The organism is Acidovorax sp. (assembly GCF_046294525.1).
Lineage (GTDB): Bacteria > Pseudomonadota > Gammaproteobacteria > Burkholderiales > Burkholderiaceae_C > Acidovorax.
Map to the genome: position 1 here is coordinate 14751 of NZ_JBKBKQ010000041.1, position 16776 is coordinate 31526.

The following is a 16776-nucleotide window of genomic DNA, read 5'->3' on the forward strand; positions in this document are numbered from 1 at the left end:
TCAACATGGCTATCGAACGCACTCTCTCCATCATCAAGCCTGACGCAGTGGCCAAGAACGTCATCGGTCAGATCTACGCTCGCTTTGAAGCCGCCGGCCTCAAGGTAGTGGCAGCGCGCATGGTCCACCTGTCGCGTCTGGAGGCCGAGCAGTTCTACGCAGTGCACAAAGAGCGTCCTTTCTTCAAGGACCTGGTGGACTTCATGATCTCCGGCCCTGTGATGATCCAGGCGCTGGAAGGCGAGAACGCCATCCTGAAGAACCGCGAACTGATGGGCGCCACCGACCCCAAGAAGGCCGAACCTGGCACCATCCGCGCCGACTTCGCTGACAGCATCGACGCCAATGCCGTGCACGGCTCCGACGCTGCTGAGACCGCGGCTGTGGAAGTCGCCTTCTTCTTCCCCGGCCTGAACATCTACTCGCGTTGATATGGCGGTGACCCCCAAGCCTGTTCCCGCATCTGTGGGATGTCTGCGCCATGGGGGCGGTTGCGCCCGGTCCATCGGGAGTCTGGCGCAATGATCACCACCAATCTGCTGGAATTTGATCTCGACGGGCTTGCCGCATTTTGCGAAAAGCTCGGCGAGAAGCGTTTTCGTGCCACCCAGCTGTTCCGCTGGGTGCACCAGCGTGGCGCGAGCAACTTTGACGCCATGAGCGACCTGGCCAAGAGCCTGCGCGACAAGCTCAAAGGTTGTGCCAGGATCGAAAGTCTTCCGGTCATTTCCGAGCATGTGTCGGCCGACGGCACCGTGAAATGGCTTTTTGATGTGGGTGACGGCAACGCGGTCGAGGCCGTGTTCATTCCCGAGGACGACCGTGGCACCTTGTGCGTTTCGTCCCAGGCCGGGTGCGCCGTGGGTTGCCGCTTCTGCTCCACCGGCCACCAGGGCTTCAGCCGCAACCTCACCACCGGCGAAATCGTCGCCCAGTTGTGGTTTGCCGAACATGCGCTGCGCCAGCGCCTTCGGACTGAAGATCGTGTCATCTCGAACGTGGTGATGATGGGTATGGGCGAGCCGCTGCAAAACTATGCCGCCCTGGTCCCGGCGCTGCGGGTGATGCTGGACGACCACGGCTACGGCCTGTCTCGCCGGCGTGTCACGGTGTCTACATCCGGCGTGGTGCCCATGATGGACCGGCTGGCCCAGGACTGCCCGGTGGCGCTGGCCGTGTCCTTGCATGCGCCCAATGATCCGCTGCGCGACAACCTCGTGCCGCTCAACCGCAAGTACCCCATCCACGAGTTGCTGGACGCGTGCAACCGTTACCTGGCCCACGCGCCCCGGGACTTCATCACGTTCGAATACTGCATGCTGGACGGCGTCAACGACACGCCCGAACACGCGCGGCAATTGGTGAATCTCGTGAAACCCGCACGCGGGGCTGGCGTACGCTGCAAGTTCAACCTGATCCCGTTCAATCCGTTTCCCGCGTCGGGGCTCTTGCGCTCGCCGCAGAATCAGGTCTTGGCGTTTGCAAAGATCCTGAGCGACGCCGGGATTGTCACGACAGTGCGCAAGACGCGCGGCGATGATATCGATGCTGCCTGTGGCCAACTGGCAGGCGATGTGAAGGACCGAACGCGCGCCGCCGAGCGCATGGCCAAGCAGCGCACCATCGTGCTCAAGCCGGTGGTGTGATCCGCGGGATCTCTCGTAACCCAGCACACATATATCAAGGAGGCGCTACATGGTGGGATTGGTTGGACGCTGGCGGCGATTCGGTCGCTGGACACTTGCAGCATGTGCTGCGGTGGTTTGTATGGGCGCCCTGCAGGGCTGTGCAACCAATCCGGATGGCTCCGCTGCGCGCGACAGCAGTGCTGCGAATACCTTCACGCCTTCGGATGAGCCTGAGGCACGTCGCCGGGCGCGTATCCGGCTGGAGCTCGCGTCCAACTACTTCGAAATGGGTCAGACCAACGTGGCGCTGGACGAGGTCAAGCAGGCCCTCGCTGCAGACCCTACCTATGCAGATGCATTCAATCTGCGCGGCCTGATCTTCATGCGGCTGGCGGATTTTCCCCAGGCGGACGACAGCTTCCGCAGGGCGATGGCCCTGCGCGGCAACGATCCCAACCTCATGCACAACTACGGTTGGCTGCTGTGCCAGCAGCAAAAGTATGCCGAAGCGGACCAGCAGTTTGCACGCGCCATCGCCAACCCCACCTACACCGCTCGCGGCAAGACGCTGATGGCGCGTGGGCTGTGCCAATCCAGCGCAGGCCAGTTTGCCGAAGCAGAGCAGTCGCTGCTCAAAGCCTACGAGCTTGATGCGGGCAATCCAGTGGTGGGCTACCACCTGGCCTCGCTGCTGCTGCGACGCAATGAGTTGACGCGCGCGCAGTTCTACATCCGCCGCCTCAACAACAGCGAGTTGTCGAATTCCGAAACGCTGTGGCTGGGGATCAAGATTGAACGTGCAATTGGCGACACGGTGGCCATGCGCCAATTGGCCGACCAGTTGCGCAAACGTTATCCAGATTCCAAGGAAATGGGCGCATACGAGCGCGGGGCTTTCAATGAATGACGGAGTGACGGCGGAGGCGGGCGTAACTGCTGGCACGCTATTGAAGGATGCGCGTCAGGCCTCGGGTATGCACATTGCAGCATTGGCGGTGGCTTTGAAGGTGCCGGTCAGCAAGCTGGAGGCCCTGGAAGCCGACAACTATGCGGTGCTGCCGGATACCGTGTTTGTGCGGGCGCTGGCATCCAGCGTTTGCCGGACCTTGAAGGTGGACCCGGCGCCCATCATGGCGCTGCTGCCGCAAAGCCAGAGCCCCCGGTTGAACGCCGATGCTGCCGGCATCAATGCGCCGGTCAAGGGGCGTTCGGGCAAGTCGTCTCCTTCGTCGTTTGCAGGCTCTTCGTCGGCGGCGGGTTCCACGTCGCGCTCGGTGGCGGTGGTGGTTCTGGCGCTGCTGGCTGGGGCTTTGGCGCTGGTGTACTTTCCGCGCAGCCCCAGCGAGGGCGAGCGTGTCGAACCTATGGCCTCCGAAGGGTCTCGGGTGACCGAGCCGGTGCAGGCGCCCATTCCTGCAGCCGAGGAGGGTGCGCCGGTTGCGGAGGGTACAGCCTCGCTGCCTTCTGGGCCCCTGACGCAGCCGGCACCGCAAGCGCTGGCCGTGGCACCCACCGCGCCGCCAGCTACTGCTGCTGTCGCATCGGCCCCCGCAGCTGCTCCCGCTGCCGCTGCACCGCCGGCCAGTGCGCCTGCGCCTGTGGCGGCAAGCGGCATCCTGCAGCTCAGGGCCCGCAGTGAGTCCTGGGTGCAGGTGAAGGATTCGTCAGGCGCCATTGTTCTGCAAAGAAATTTGGCGCCTGCCGAGGTGGTTTCCGTGTCCGGATCGGTGCCGCTCGCTGTGGTGGTTGGCCGTGCGGACGCCACCGAGGTTTTTGTGCGCGGGAAGCCGTTTGAACTGTCGGCGGTCGCCCGCGAAAACGTCGCGCGCTTCGAGGTGAAATAGTGGACAACGTTCAGCGAGATTTGGGCCCGGTGGCACTGGCTTCCCCTTTGCCGCGGCGTTCGCGCCAGGCGCGGGTGGTGTGGGGCTCGCGGGTGGTCACCGTGGGCGGCGATGCTCCGGTGCGCGTGCAATCCATGACCAACACCGATACGGTCGATGCCATTGGCACGGCCATCCAGGTCAAGGAGCTTGCCCAGGCGGGGTCGGAGTTTGTTCGGATCACCGTCAATACCCCCGAGGCCGCTGCCGCTGTACCCTACATCCGTGAACAGCTGGACCGCATGGGCGAGAGCGTTCCGCTGGTGGGCGACTTCCACTACAACGGGCACCGCCTGCTCACCGACTATCCAGACTGTGCCCAGGCCCTTTCCAAGTACCGGATCAACCCCGGCAACGTGGGCAAGGGCAACAAGCGCGACTTGCAGTTCGGGCAGATGATTGACGCAGCGATGCGCTGGAACAAGCCGGTGCGCATCGGCGTGAACTGGGGCAGCCTGGACCAGGAACTGCTGGCAGGCCTGATGGATGTGAACAGCCGGCGCGCTGTGCCCTGGGAGGGTCGTCAGGTGATGTACGAGGCGCTGATTGCTTCGGCCATCGAATCCGCCCAGCGCGCTCAGGAAATGGGCATGGACGGGGATCAGATCATCCTGTCGTGCAAGGTCAGCGGCGTACAGGACCTGATCGCCGTGTACCGCGAACTCGCGCGCCGGTGTGACTATGCGCTGCACCTGGGCCTGACGGAAGCCGGCATGGGTACCAAGGGCACGGTGGCTTCTGCGGCCGCGCTGTCGGTGCTGCTGCAGGAGGGTATTGGCGACACCATCCGTGTTTCGCTCACGCCCCAGCCAGGCGAGGCGCGCACCCAGGAAGTGGTGGTCGCCTCCGAGATATTGCAGGCGCTGGGCTTGCGGGTTTTTGTGCCCAGCGTGACGGCTTGCCCCGGCTGCGGGCGGACCACCAGCACGACCTTCCAGGAGCTCGCTAAACAGATCGACGACTACCTGCGCGCCCAAATGCCCGTGTGGCGTGTGCGCTACCCGGGTGTGGAGAACATCAAGGTGGCCGTGATGGGGTGCATCGTCAATGGCCCCGGCGAGAGCAAGCATGCTGACATCGGCATCAGCCTGCCCGGCACCGGAGAGGCCCCGGCCGCCCCCGTCTTCATCGACGGGGAAAAGGCCATGACGCTGCGCGGTGAGGGGATTGCGCAGGAGTTTCAGCAGATCGTTGAAAACTACATTGCGCGGCGCTTTGGAAGCACCGCCGATATTGCCTGATTTGCTATAAATTAAGTAGCTCTTAGCGCTTGCTGGATAAGCGCTAGAGCCCGATTTGATACAAAAATATCCTTAGAACAAGATGCAGAAGCTGGTTGCCGTCAAAGGCATGAACGACATCCTGCCACCCGACTCGGCGCGGTGGGAATGGCTGGAAGACAAGGTGCGCAATCTCATGGCGCGCTATGCCTACCGCAACATCCGCACGCCCATCGTCGAGCCCACGCCGCTGTTCGTGCGGGGTCTGGGCGAGGTGACGGACATTGTTGAAAAAGAGATGTACTCGTTCGAGGACCGCCTCAACGGCGAGCAACTCACCCTGCGCCCCGAGGCCACGGCCGGTGTGGTGCGTGCCGTCGCCGAGCATTCGCTGCTGTATGAGGGCGGCAAGCGCCTGTACTACATGGGCCCCATGTTCCGCCACGAGCGTCCCCAGCGCGGCCGCTACCGCCAGTTCCACCAGATCGGTGCCGAAGCCCTGGGTTTTCCGGGCGCCGAGGTGGATGCCGAACTCATCCTGCTTGCCAACGCCCTGTGGCGCGAGATCGGCCTGACAAATGTGCGCCTGGAACTCAACAGCCTGGGGCAGCCGGAGGAGCGCAAGGCGCACCGGGCGGCCCTGATCGCCTATTTCGAGCAGAACGCCGACCAGCTTGATGAAGAGGCGCGCCGCCGTCTGCACGCCAATCCACTGCGCATCCTGGACACCAAGAACCCCGCCATGCAAGCGCTGGTGAACGCTGCGCCGCGGCTCATCGATTTCCTGGGGGCAGAATCCCTGGTCCACTTCGACGCGGTGAAGGCGATCTTGGACGCCAATGGCGTGGCCTGGACCGTCAACCCGCGCCTGGTGCGGGGCATGGACTACTACAACCTCACGGTGTTCGAGTTCGTGACCGACCAGCTGGGCTCGCAAGGAACCATTTGTGGCGGAGGGCGCTATGACTACCTCATCGAGCAGATCGGTGGCAAGCCCGCGCCCGCCGTGGGCTGGGCCCTTGGCGTGGAGCGCGTGCTGGAGCTTCTGAAAGAGCAGGGCCAGACGGTACCTGTCCCCGCTCCGGATGTGTACGCCATCGTTCCTTCGGAAGCTGCGGTCCCGCAGGCCATGGTCACGGCCGAGCGACTGCGTGCGCTGGGTCTGCGTGTGCAGATGCATGCGGCTGCGGCCGGTGGCGCCGGCATGGGCAGCATGAAGTCGCAGTTCAAGAAGGCCGATGGCAGCGGTGCTGCCCACGCGCTCGTGTTTGGCGAAGATGAGTTGGCACGGGGCATGGTCACCGTCAAGTCGCTCCGCGACGGGTTGGGCGCGCAGACGGAACGCGCGCTGGACGCGGTGGCAGACTGGGCGCCCCTCCTACAATCCAACGGCTGAAACGAATCAATCCCATGGCAAAACACCTCGACCTCGAAGAACAAGAGCAGCTTGATCAGCTCAAGCATTTTTGGAACACCTGGGGCACGCTGATCAGCTCGGTGCTGATCGTGGTGGCGGGCTCACTCGCCGCCTGGAACGGCTACCAATACTGGCAAAACCGCCAGGCCGTACAGGCCGCCGCCCTGCTGGACGCGGTGGAGAGCGCCGTACAGTCGCGTGACCAGACGCGCATAGAGCAGGCGGCTGCGGACTTGAAAGCCAAGTACCCCGGCACTACCCAGGCCGGCCAGGCGGGGCTGCTGCTGGCCAAACACATGGTTGACGCCGGCAACGCCGCTGGTGCCAAGGATGCGCTGGGCTGGGTGAGCGAGAAGTCTTCCGACGATGGTCTGAAAGCCCTTGCCAAACTCCGGCTTGCCGGCATTCTGATGGATGAGAAGGCTTACGACGAAGCCCTCAAGCTCGTGTCAAGCGGTTTCCCTCCCGAATTTGAAGCGGTCTATGCAGACCGCAAGGGCGACATCCTCGTGTTGCAGGATAAGCGCCAAGAGGCGGTTGCAGAGTACACGCGCGCCTACAAGGCGTTTGAAGAAGGCGTCGAATACCGCCGCCTGGTCGAGATCAAGCTCAACGCGTTGGGCGCGTCCGCGCAACCCGCCACCGTTGCAGCGGCCACTGCCACTGCGGGAGGCGCAAAGTGATGCACGCTGCTTCTGGCTGGGCCGCGAATGTGCCGCGCGCACTGGGTCGCCGTGCCGCGCTGTTGGCGGTGGCTGCGGCGCTGGGTGGCTGCTCCCTTTGGGGTGGGGGTGGTTCGAAGCCAGTCCCTGCCGACCTGGGCGCCAACGTGGCGGTGCTGGGGGTGCGTCAGGCCTGGACGGCCCGCGTGGGAACGTCCGTGGGCGCACCACTGGAGGTGCATGCCGCGGGCAACACTGTCACTGTGGCCTCTGCAGACGGTGTTGTGGCGGCCATTGACGCGCGCACGGGCGGCGACGTGTGGCGGGTGAATCTGGCGGAGGCTTTGTCTGCGGGCGTGGGATCGGATGGCAAGACAGCGGCCGTGGCCACCCGCGGCAACGCGTTGGTGGCACTGGATGCAGGCCGCGAGCGGTGGCGCCAATCCCTCGGCGCGCAGGTTTTTACCGCACCTTTGGTCGCGGGCGGGCGTGTGTTTGTGCTGTCCGCGGACCGCACCGTGGCCGCCTTTGACGCGGCCACGGGTCGCAAGCTCTGGACCCAGCAACGCCCTGGTGAAGCGCTGATCCTGCGCCAGGGCGGCGTGCTGCGCGCCGTAGGCGACACGCTGGTCGTGGGTCTGTCGGGGCGCATGGTGGGCCTTAACCCGGACAACGGCACCGTGCGCTGGGAGGCGCCCATCGCCAGCCCCCGCGGCACCAACGACGTGGAGCGGCTGGTGGAACTGGTGGGGCGAACCAGCCGTGAGGGCGACAGTGTGTGTGCGCGAGCCTTCCAGGCGTCCGTAGGCTGTGTCGATACCGTGCGCGGTGGCGTGGTGTGGACGCAGGCGGCGAGCGGTTCCGAAGGCATCCATGGCGATGCCGAGATGCTGTTCGGCACCGAGAGCAACGGTGTTGTGACTGCGTGGCGCCGCGCGGACGGCACCCGCACCTGGACCACGGACCGCCTCAAGTACCGGCGACTGACAGCGCCTCTGCTCCTCGGGCGGTCGGTGGTGGTCGGTGATGACTCCGGCCTGGTGCATCTGCTGTCCCGCACCGACGGCTCGCCGTTGAACCGGCTGGCCACCGATGGGTCAGGCATCGGCGCGGCCCCCGTAGTGGCTGCCGATACGCTGGTGGCGGTGACCCGCAATGGTGCGGTCTACGGTTTCCGCCCCGATTGACAGGTTGTACGCGATGAAGCCAGTTATCGCCCTCGTGGGGCGCCCGAATGTCGGGAAATCCACGCTGTTCAATCGGCTCACGAAAACCCGCGACGCCATCGTCGCGGATTTCGCCGGCCTCACGCGCGACCGGCATTACGGCAACGGCAAGCAGGGCAAGCACGAGTACATCGTGATCGATACGGGCGGGTTTGAGCCCGATGCCTCCAGCGGCATCTACCGCGAGATGGCGAAGCAGACCCAGCAGGCTGTTGCAGAAGCCGATGTGGTGATTTTTGTGGTGGACGCGCGCGCCGGCATATCCGCACAAGACCACGACATTGCGAAGTACCTGCGGCGGCTGAGCAAGCCCTGCGTGCTGGTGGCCAACAAGGCCGAGGGCATGCTGGAAGGCGTGCAGCTGGCGGAGTTCTACGAATTGGGCTTGGGGAAGGTGTTTCCCATCTCGGCGGCCCACGGCCAGGGCATTCGCGGTCTCGTCGATGTGGCGCTGGAACCGCTTCAGCTGCCCGAGCCAGACGAAGAATCGGCACCGGACAAAAGCGTGATCAAGCTGGCAGTGGCCGGCCGCCCCAACGTCGGTAAATCCACGTTGATCAACGCTTGGCTGGGTGAAGAGCGCCTGGTGGCGTTTGACATGCCAGGTACCACCCGCGACGCGATTAGCGTGCCATTTGAGCGGAACGGGCAGCGGTTTGAACTGGTGGACACGGCCGGGCTGCGTCGCAAAGGCAAGGTTTTCGAGGCCATCGAGAAGTTCTCGGTGGTGAAGACCCTCCAGGCCATTGAATCCGCCAACGTCGTGCTGCTATTGCTGGATGCCACACAAGGCGTGACGGATCAGGACGCACACATTGCCGGCTACATTCTGGAAAGCGGGCGTGCCGTGGTGGTGGCTGTCAACAAGTGGGACGCCGTGGATGACTATCAGCGCCAGTTGCTGGAACGGTCCATTGAAACCCGTCTGGCCTTCCTGAAATTCGCGTCGCTGCACTTCATTTCCGCCAAGAAGCGGCAGGGCCTGGGTCCCTTGTGGAGTTCCATCGTTCAGGCGCACAAGGCCGCTACATGCAAGATGTCCACCCCCGTGCTCACGCGGTTGCTGCTGGAGGCGGTACAGTTTCAGAGTCCCAAGCGCGCCGGCATGTTCCGACCCAAGTTGCGATATGCCCACCAGGGGGGCATGAATCCCCCGGTGATCGTCATTCACGGAAACTCCCTGGAACACGTCACGGATGCGTACAAGCGTTTTCTGGAAGGGCGGTTCCGCAAGGAGTTTGACCTGGTGGGTACCCCGCTGAGGATTGAAATGAAAACCTCCCACAATCCGTTTGCGGACAAGGATGAGGCGTAGGTAAAAGCCGTGAGATGCAGGGGCCTTCCACCCTGTTCGTGGTCCTTGTGCAGGGCTGTGGTAAGGTCTTGGTTTACAACAACATTTGAACACGGAGAATATCGTGAGCAATAAAGGCCAACTTTTGCAAGACCCTTTCCTCAACGCATTGCGTCGAGAGCACGTTCCAGTTTCTATCTATCTGGTAAACGGGATCAAGCTGCAGGGGCAAATCGAATCGTTTGATCAGTACGTCGTACTGCTGCGCAACACGGTGACGCAGATGGTCTACAAGCACGCCATTTCCACCATCGTTCCAGGGCGTGCTGTAAATTTCTCTACGGCTGACACGCCGGATGCTGACAGCAACAACGCATAGTTTGTCAAAGCTTGACCGGTTGTTAGCGAGTCGTCGCGCAGTGAAAGGTGGCTCGCTTTGAGTACACCGACCATAGAATCGCCGATGGGCACCCCTGTGGTGCTTGTCGGAGTGGATCTCGGATTTCCCCATTTTGATGGCGCTCTGGAGGAGCTCGGGTTGCTCGCCAAGACGGCGGGACTTTCACCGGTTGCGCGCATCACGTGCAAACGCAAGGCGCCTGATGCGGCGCTGTTCGTGGGGAGCGGCAAGGCGGACGAAATACGCAGCCTCGCCGCCATGCACGGGGCGTCCGAAATCCTTTTTGACCAGGCCTTGAGCCCGGCACAACAACGCAATCTGGAGCGGTATCTTGAGTTACCGGTCAACGACCGTACGCTCCTTATTCTTGAAATCTTTGCCCAGCGTGCGCGAAGCCACGAAGGCAAACTTCAGGTAGAACTCGCCCGTCTTCAGTATCTCAGCACGCGACTTGTGCGCCGTTGGTCTCACCTTGAGCGCCAGACCGGCGGTATTGGAGCCCGCGGGGGGCCTGGGGAAAAGCAAATCGAACTGGACCGCCGAATGATCGGCGACGCGATCAAGCGAACCCGTGAGCGCCTGGTCAAGGTCAAGCGCCAGCGTTCGACGCAACGCAGGCAGCGGGAGCGGCGTGACACCTTCAACATTTCGCTGGTGGGCTACACCAACGCAGGAAAGTCCACGTTGTTCAATGCGCTGGTGAAAGCCCGCGCGTATGCTGCAGACCAGTTGTTCGCGACCTTGGATACCACAACGAGGCAACTGTATCTGGCGGATGCTGGCAGGTCGGCGTCACTGTCTGACACGGTGGGATTCATCCGGGACCTTCCCCATGGATTGATTGACGCCTTTCAGGCCACATTGCAGGAGGCGGTGGACGCAAATCTTCTGCTTCACGTGGTGGATGCGTCCAACAAGGATTTTCCCGAGCAGATGGCTCAGGTAGAGCGTGTTCTGCAGGAGATCGGTGCGGCGGACATTCCGCAGGTACTGGTCTTCAACAAGTTAGATGCGTTGGACACGGCGCAGCGCCCCCCTGTATTGGTGGACCAGTATGAGGTGGGCGGGAACATGGTTCCGCGCCTGTTCGTGAGCGCGCGCACCGGTGAAGGCCTGGACAACTTGCGGTCGCTGCTGTCCACCCGATTGCTGGACGATCCTGGGACCATGTCCCCAGATGCCGCCAATGAATTCCCGGACGAATCCAACTGATTGGGCACAATGCCAATATTGACTCCATGTCATCAGAGAACCAGAGACTTTGCGCATGAATTTCCCGAATCGAACCCTGCGGTGGGCGCTATTGCCCGAACGTGTCCGCAACATGTTCAACCTGAATGATCCACGTTGGGGGCGCGGAGACGATAAATCCGATGACACATCGCGCCCCGAGGACCGTCCTGTGCCGCCCACATCCTCGGGGAGCCGCGGGCGCGATCAAGGCCATGGCAATGGCGGCAGCAACAACGGTCAGCCCCCTGATCTCGATGAGCTGTGGAGGGATCTCAACCGCAAGCTCGGAGGGCTCTTCGGCGGCAAGGGTGGAGGGCGTGGCAATGGCTCCGGCGGAAGCTCTGGCGGGGGATTTCAGCCAGACATGAAAAATGCCGGTGTTGGTATCGGGCTGATCGCCGGCATTGTTTTTGTCATCTGGCTAGGGACCGGCTTTTTTATCGTGCAAGAAGGCCAACAAGCCGTGATCACCCAGTTCGGCAAGTACAAGAGCACCGTGGGTGCAGGTTTCAATTGGCGTCTGCCTTATCCGATTGAGCGCCATGAGTTGGTGTTTGTCACCCAGATCCGTTCCGCAGATGTCGGGCGAGACAGCATCATCAAGAGCACAGGACTGCGCGAGTCTGCGATGTTGACGGAAGACGAGAACATCGTGGAGATAAAGTTTGCAGTGCAATACCGACTGAACGACGCACGCGCCTGGCTTTTTGAGAGCAAGAACCCGAGCGACGCAGTGGTTCAGGCCGCAGAGACTGCCGTTCGGGAGGTGGTTGGGAAGATGCGGATGGACACCGCTCTTGCGGAAGAGCGTGATCAGATTGCCCCACGGGTACGGACGCTCATGCAGACGATCTTGGATCGCTACAAGGTGGGGGTCGAGGTGGTGGGCATCAATCTGCAGCAAGGAGGGGTGCGTCCACCAGAGCAGGTGCAGTCTTCTTTTGACGATGTGCTCAAGGCGGGTCAGGAGCGGGAGCGGGCCAAGAATGAAGCCCAGGCTTACGCGAATGACGTGATACCTCGCGCGGTGGGTACTGCAGCGCGGCTCAATGAAGAGGCGGCGGCATACAAGGCGCGCATCGTGGCTCAGGCGCAGGGTGATGCGCAGCGGTTCTCGTCCGTGCTGGTCGAATACCAGAAGGCACCGCAGGTCACGCGTGATCGCATGTACCTGGAAGCGATGCAGCAGATGTATGGCAACGTGACCAAGATTTTGGTGGACTCCCGCCAAGGATCCAACCTGCTCTATTTGCCGCTGGACAAGATCATGCAGGGTGTCGCCGCTGGAGCGGGCCCTGCGGAGTCCGGAAGCCCCGCAGCAATGCCGGTGCCGGCTTCGCCCACTCCTTCCCCCACTTTTTCGACGGATCCGCGGGCGCGCGACAGCAGCCGTACACGTGATCGTGAATCCCGCTAGGAGCTATCTGTGAACAGAGTTGGATTTATCGCCTCTTCATTTCTAGTGGTGCTCGCGCTGATGAGTTCCATGCTATTTGTGGTGGACCAGCGCCAGTTTGGTGTGCTTTACGCTTTGGGCCAGATCAAGGAAGTTATCACTGAGCCTGGGCTCAACTGGAAGCTGCCTCCTCCCTTCCAGAACGTTTCGTACATTGACAAGCGTTTGTTGACACTGGACAGCACGGACACCGAGCCCATGCTGACCGCGGAGAAGCAGCGTGTGGTTATCGACTGGTATGTGCGATGGCGTATCTCAGAACCGACAGAGTACATCCGCAACGTAGGCCTGGATGAAAGCGCCGGCGCTTTGCAGCTCAACCGTGTGGTGCGAAACGCCTTCCAGGAGGAGATCAACAAGCGCACGGTCAAGGAACTGCTTTCCCTGAAGCGAGAGGCTCTGATGGCTGATGTCAAACGCGAAGTGCTAGAAACGGTTCGCGGCGCCAAGCCTTGGGGGGTTGATGTGGTGGATGTCCGGATTACCCGTGTGGACTACGTCGAGGCGATCACGGAGTCGGTCTACCGTCGGATGGAAGCGGAGCGCAAGCGGGTCGCGAATGAGTTGCGGTCTACCGGCGCCGCCGAAGGCGAGAAAATTCGTGCCGATGCTGATCGCCAGCGTGAGATCACCGTAGCCAATGCATACCGCGACGCTCAGAAGGTGAAGGGCGAGGGCGATGCAGAAGCGGCCCGCATCTATGCCGAAGCCTTCGGTCGCGATCCTCAATTCGCTCAGTTTTATCGGAGCCTGGAGGCGTACAAGTCGAGCTTTAACAAGAAGGGAGATGTGATGGTGCTGGAACCGTCGTCGTCCGAGTTCTTCAAAGCCCTTCGCGGCGGCGCGCCTTCGACGGCTCAACCGCGTAAATAGTCAGGTTGGGGAGGCGGATCCAACAAGTTTTCGGTTGGACCGCCGGGCAATTCGATTCCAGGGCTGCTCGTTGGCAGACTCTGACTGGAAGTGGCCCCGGGTAGTTTGGGGTGTCGCGCCCATCCCGGTAGAATCACGGTTTTAACAGCCTCCCCTTTTCCCATGTCTGCTTGGGTCCTGCCGGATCACATTGCCGATGTCTTGCCGTCCGAAGCGCGGCACATCGAAGAATTGCGCCGCGGGCTGCTCGATACAGCCCGTAGTTATGGGTATGAACTTGTCATGCCTCCTCTGTTGGAGCACCTTGAGTCGCTGCTGACGGGCACGGGGGAGGCCTTGGATCTCCAAACCTTCAAGCTGGTGGACCAGATCTCTGGGCGGTCCATGGGACTGCGGGCGGACACCACGCCCCAAGTAGCCCGCATCGACTCACACTTGTTGAATCGGCGGGGGGTGACCCGCCTTTGTTATTGCGGTCCTGTTCTACATACACGACCTGACCGTCCCCATGCTACCCGTGAGCCTCTCCAGTTCGGAGCAGAGATTTATGGGCATGCGGGACTGGAGGCGGATATCGAAGCCTTGCAGCTGGCGCGGGAGTGCCTGCGCGTGGCAAATGTTCGCGAAACGTCGATCGATCTTGCGGATGTTCGCATCGTCCGGAATCTTCTCGTCGGGGTGGAGCTGACGTCCCAGCAAGTAAATCGTATCCACGCAGCTCTCAACGCCAAGGATGCGCAGGAGCTGTCCTCGCTGACGCGTGATTTTCCGCGTGTTGCGCGAGAGGGTCTTCTCGCCTTGTTGCAACTCTACGGCGACGTCGGCGTTCTAGACGAGGCTGCCAAGGCGCTCAAGTCCATCCCGGGTACTTCCGAAGTGTTGTCCAGCCTGAACTGGATTGCATCGCGTTTGGGTGGCGCAACGGTCACGTTTGATCTGGCGGATCTTCGCGGGTACGCCTATTACAGCGGTGCCCGATTCGCGATATACGCCTCGGGAGCGAGTGATGCGTTGGTGCGCGGCGGGCGTTATGACGAGGTCGGCGCCGTGTTTGGTAGGAACCGCCCCGCTGCCGGGTTCAGCCTCGACGTCAAGCAGATCGTGAGCGCGGTCCCTCCGCGTGCACTGAAAGCTGCAATTCGTGCTCCTTGGGATGAAGCGGGTGAGGTGGTCGCTGCGATTGCCGACTTGCGTAGAGCGGGTCACACGGTGGTGTGCGTGCTGCCTGGGCACGAGAGCGAAGTTGACGAGTTTTGTTGTGACCGCGAGCTTGTCCAAGTAGCCGGGCAATGGGTCGTGCAAGCGGTCTGAACAATGACAACATTAAATTGGGCATGAGATGAAAGTAACCAAAGGTCGGAACGTAGTGGTGGTCGGTACCCAGTGGGGTGACGAGGGCAAAGGAAAGTTGGTGGATTGGCTGACGGAGAGCGCTCAAGGGGTGGTGCGCTTTCAAGGGGGGCACAACGCAGGTCATACCCTGGTGATCAACGGCGTGAAGACGGCTTTGCACCTGATTCCCAGTGGCATCATGCGACCTGGAGTGAAGTGCTACGTCGGCAACGGTGTTGTGTTGTCCGCAGCCAAACTATTTGAAGAAATTGAAGGCTTGGAAAAGGCCGGTGTCGAGGTGCGCTCCCGGTTGCGCATCAGTGAAGCTTGTCCGCTGATTCTGCCGTTCCACGCGGCGATCGATGTAGCGCGCGAGGCGGCACGTGAGCAGGGCGGTACCGAGAAAATTGGAACCACTGGGCGGGGCATTGGCCCGGCTTATGAGGACAAGATCGCGCGCCGCGCCTTGCGCGTGCAGGACCTCAAGTACCCTGAGCGATTCGCGTTGAAGCTGCGTGAGCTGCTTGACCTTCACAACCACGTGCTCTCGACCTATCTGCGTTCCGGTTCGTTTGAGTTCGGAGCTGCGCTCAAGCCCTACATTCAGGATGGCAAGGTTCAGTTTGACGTTGTGTATGCGGAGGCCATGCGTCATGCCGAATTGCTCAAGCCGATGATGGCGGACGTTTCCCGCGAGCTGAATGAAGCGCACCAGATGGGTGCAAACCTGCTGTTTGAGGGTGCCCAGGGCACGTTGCTGGATGTGGACCACGGAACGTATCCCTACGTCACTTCAAGTAACTGCGTGGCAGGAAATGCCGCCGCAGGTTCTGGGGTAGGGCCTGGCATGCTGCACTACATCCTCGGCATTACCAAAGCGTATTGCACACGCGTCGGTGGGGGACCATTCCCTACAGAACTGGACTGGGAAGTGCCGGGTACCCCTGGTTACCACATGAGTACGGTCGGTGCTGAGAAGGGCGTGACAACGGGCCGAAGCCGGAGATGCGGATGGTTCGATGCTGCGCTGCTTAAACGCAGTGCGCAGGTTAATGGACTCTCTGGCTTGTGCATCACCAAGCTCGACGTGCTGGATGGGCTGGAGGAATTGCTTCTTTGCACCGGGTACGAGTTGGATGGCGAACGCATTGACTTGCTGCCGATGGGGGCAGACGATATCGCACGCTGCAAGCCCGTGTACGAGACTTTGCCTGGTTGGGCCGAATCCACGGTGGGGGTTACGGACTATGACAAGTTGCCAAAGAGTGCTCGCCAATATTTGGAGCGCATCGAGCAGGTGACGGGGGTACCGATCGATATGATCTCCACGAGTCCTGACAGGGATCACACGATCATGATGCGTCATCCCTATGTGGCCGCTTAAGGCCTGTTTTCTGTTCTGTCCTTTGAAGTGCCACGAGTTTAGGAGTCTCCATGTTGACCGAAGACGGTAAGCATCTCTATGTGAGTTATGACGAGTATCACAGTCTGATTGAAAAGTTGGCCCTCAAGGTCCATCAGTCTGGGTGGGCGTTTGACACCATTCTTTGCCTCGCGCGTGGCGGGCTGCGTCCCGGCGACATCCTTAGTCGCATTTTCGACAAGCCCTTGGCCATCATGTCCACGAGCTCTTATCGTGCAGAGGCAGGTACTGTTCAAGGGCATCTGGACATTGCGCGCTTCATCACCACCCCAAAGGGGGAGATCGCGGGCAAAGTGTTGCTGGTGGATGACCTCGCTGATTCAGGCCACACACTGCATGCAGTGATCAACATGCTTAAAACTAACTACGCGCCTATCACGGAGCTGCGAAGTGCAGTCATCTGGACCAAGGGCTTGTCAACTTTTACGCCAGACTATTCGGTCGAGTTTCTTCCAACCAACCCTTGGATTCATCAGCCTTTCGAAGGGTATGACAGCCTCAGCCCTGAGAAGCTGCTTGAGAAGTGGCGAGTCTGAGGTGATGCGAAAAAGTTGCGGTTTTTTAGTTTTTGCCTCCTAACGGTGCTATAGTCGAGGGCTTCGCTGCATGGAGCGGCCTTGATGGAAGACTGGCAGATGCGTCTGCTGGTGGTCTGGGAGGGTTGCGATGAAGTGCGGTGAGCGAGGTTGGTGGTTTTGAAAGAAATCGCAAAAACTTCGGTCTTGAGTT

General features: G+C 61.3%; 16 protein-coding genes. All 16 read left to right on the plus strand.

The genetic code is table 11. The features are described from left to right. Window positions 1-5: 5 nt before the first annotated feature. A complete protein-coding gene (gene ndk, locus ACK4HJ_RS22245; protein WP_409835629.1) occupies window positions 6-431 on the plus strand; it encodes a nucleoside-diphosphate kinase in 426 nt (141 codons plus the stop codon). 93 nt (window positions 432-524) lie between these two features. After that, the gene (rlmN, locus tag ACK4HJ_RS22250) at window positions 525-1646 is read left to right on the plus strand and encodes a 23S rRNA (adenine(2503)-C(2))-methyltransferase RlmN (RefSeq protein WP_409835657.1); all 1122 of its coding nucleotides are present in this window, start codon (window positions 525-527) and stop codon (window positions 1644-1646) included. 49 nt (window positions 1647-1695) lie between these two features. Continuing rightward, a complete protein-coding gene (gene pilW / locus ACK4HJ_RS22255; RefSeq protein ID WP_409835631.1) occupies window positions 1696-2535 on the plus strand; it encodes a type IV pilus biogenesis/stability protein PilW in 840 nt (279 codons plus the stop codon). After that, complete coding sequence (locus tag ACK4HJ_RS22260; RefSeq protein WP_409835633.1) at window positions 2528-3472, plus strand: helix-turn-helix domain-containing protein; 945 nt, start codon at window positions 2528-2530, stop codon at window positions 3470-3472. The genes pilW and ACK4HJ_RS22260 overlap by 8 nt, the downstream gene beginning before the upstream one ends. Continuing rightward, window positions 3472-4752 (plus strand): flavodoxin-dependent (E)-4-hydroxy-3-methylbut-2-enyl-diphosphate synthase, encoded by a 1281-nt coding sequence (gene ispG / locus ACK4HJ_RS22265; RefSeq protein ID WP_409835635.1) that lies wholly within the window; start codon window positions 3472-3474, stop codon window positions 4750-4752. The genes ACK4HJ_RS22260 and ispG overlap by 1 nt, the downstream gene beginning before the upstream one ends. Before the next feature lie 82 nt (window positions 4753-4834). After that, window positions 4835-6127 (plus strand): histidine--tRNA ligase, encoded by a 1293-nt coding sequence (gene hisS, locus ACK4HJ_RS22270; RefSeq protein WP_409835637.1) that lies wholly within the window; start codon window positions 4835-4837, stop codon window positions 6125-6127. Window positions 6128-6141: 14 nt separating this feature from the next. Further along, window positions 6142-6831 carry a YfgM family protein gene (locus tag ACK4HJ_RS22275; RefSeq protein WP_409835639.1) on the plus strand — a complete coding sequence of 230 codons (690 nt, stop codon included), beginning with the start codon at window positions 6142-6144 and terminating at the stop codon, window positions 6829-6831. Then, entirely contained in the window at window positions 6831-7997 is a 1167-nt protein-coding gene (gene bamB, locus ACK4HJ_RS22280; RefSeq protein ID WP_409835641.1) for an outer membrane protein assembly factor BamB, read from the plus strand. The genes ACK4HJ_RS22275 and bamB overlap by 1 nt, the downstream gene beginning before the upstream one ends. Before the next feature lie 13 nt (window positions 7998-8010). After that, the gene (gene der / locus ACK4HJ_RS22285) at window positions 8011-9351 is read left to right on the plus strand and encodes a ribosome biogenesis GTPase Der (protein ID WP_409835643.1); all 1341 of its coding nucleotides are present in this window, start codon (window positions 8011-8013) and stop codon (window positions 9349-9351) included. Window positions 9352-9454: 103 nt separating this feature from the next. Then, window positions 9455-9709 carry an RNA chaperone Hfq gene (gene hfq / locus ACK4HJ_RS22290; RefSeq protein ID WP_409835645.1) on the plus strand — a complete coding sequence of 85 codons (255 nt, stop codon included), beginning with the start codon at window positions 9455-9457 and terminating at the stop codon, window positions 9707-9709. 84 nt (window positions 9710-9793) lie between these two features. Further along, window positions 9794-10942, plus strand: a complete 1149-nt coding sequence (gene hflX / locus ACK4HJ_RS22295) for a GTPase HflX (protein ID WP_409835647.1) — start codon at window positions 9794-9796, stop codon at window positions 10940-10942. 55 nt (window positions 10943-10997) lie between these two features. Further along, complete coding sequence (gene hflK, locus ACK4HJ_RS22300) at window positions 10998-12380, plus strand: FtsH protease activity modulator HflK (protein ID WP_409835649.1); 1383 nt, start codon at window positions 10998-11000, stop codon at window positions 12378-12380. 9 nt (window positions 12381-12389) lie between these two features. After that, window positions 12390-13292, plus strand: a complete 903-nt coding sequence (gene hflC, locus ACK4HJ_RS22305; RefSeq protein ID WP_409835651.1) for a protease modulator HflC — start codon at window positions 12390-12392, stop codon at window positions 13290-13292. Between the two features lie 162 nt (window positions 13293-13454). Beyond that, the gene (locus ACK4HJ_RS22310) at window positions 13455-14603 is read left to right on the plus strand and encodes an ATP phosphoribosyltransferase regulatory subunit (RefSeq protein WP_409835653.1); all 1149 of its coding nucleotides are present in this window, start codon (window positions 13455-13457) and stop codon (window positions 14601-14603) included. Window positions 14604-14631: 28 nt separating this feature from the next. After that, a complete protein-coding gene (locus tag ACK4HJ_RS22315) occupies window positions 14632-16008 on the plus strand; it encodes an adenylosuccinate synthase (RefSeq protein ID WP_409835654.1) in 1377 nt (458 codons plus the stop codon). Between the two features lie 50 nt (window positions 16009-16058). Continuing rightward, window positions 16059-16583 carry a phosphoribosyltransferase gene (locus tag ACK4HJ_RS22320; RefSeq protein ID WP_121420591.1) on the plus strand — a complete coding sequence of 175 codons (525 nt, stop codon included), beginning with the start codon at window positions 16059-16061 and terminating at the stop codon, window positions 16581-16583. Window positions 16584-16776 lie beyond the last annotated feature (193 nt).

Bases quoted from the DNA above. Each gene is read 5' to 3' on its own strand.
- hisS (WP_409835637.1), top strand. From the start codon at position 4,835: ATGCAGAAGCTGGTTGCCGTCAAAGGCATGAACGACATCCTGCCACCC.
- hflX (WP_409835647.1), top strand. From the start codon at position 9,794: ATGGGCACCCCTGTGGTGCTTGTCGGAGTGGATCTCGGATTTCCCCAT.
- pilW (WP_409835631.1), top strand. From the start codon at position 1,696: ATGGTGGGATTGGTTGGACGCTGGCGGCGATTCGGTCGCTGGACACTT.
- hflK (WP_409835649.1), top strand. From the start codon at position 10,998: ATGAATTTCCCGAATCGAACCCTGCGGTGGGCGCTATTGCCCGAACGT.
- ACK4HJ_RS22310 (WP_409835653.1), top strand. From the start codon at position 13,455: ATGTCTGCTTGGGTCCTGCCGGATCACATTGCCGATGTCTTGCCGTCC.
- der (WP_409835643.1), top strand. From the start codon at position 8,011: ATGAAGCCAGTTATCGCCCTCGTGGGGCGCCCGAATGTCGGGAAATCC.
- bamB (WP_409835641.1), top strand. From the start codon at position 6,831: ATGCACGCTGCTTCTGGCTGGGCCGCGAATGTGCCGCGCGCACTGGGT.
- ACK4HJ_RS22320 (WP_121420591.1), top strand. From the start codon at position 16,059: ATGTTGACCGAAGACGGTAAGCATCTCTATGTGAGTTATGACGAGTAT.
- ACK4HJ_RS22315 (WP_409835654.1), top strand. From the start codon at position 14,632: ATGAAAGTAACCAAAGGTCGGAACGTAGTGGTGGTCGGTACCCAGTGG.
- ACK4HJ_RS22275 (WP_409835639.1), top strand. From the start codon at position 6,142: ATGGCAAAACACCTCGACCTCGAAGAACAAGAGCAGCTTGATCAGCTC.
- ndk (WP_409835629.1), top strand. From the start codon at position 6: ATGGCTATCGAACGCACTCTCTCCATCATCAAGCCTGACGCAGTGGCC.
- ACK4HJ_RS22260 (WP_409835633.1), top strand. From the start codon at position 2,528: ATGAATGACGGAGTGACGGCGGAGGCGGGCGTAACTGCTGGCACGCTA.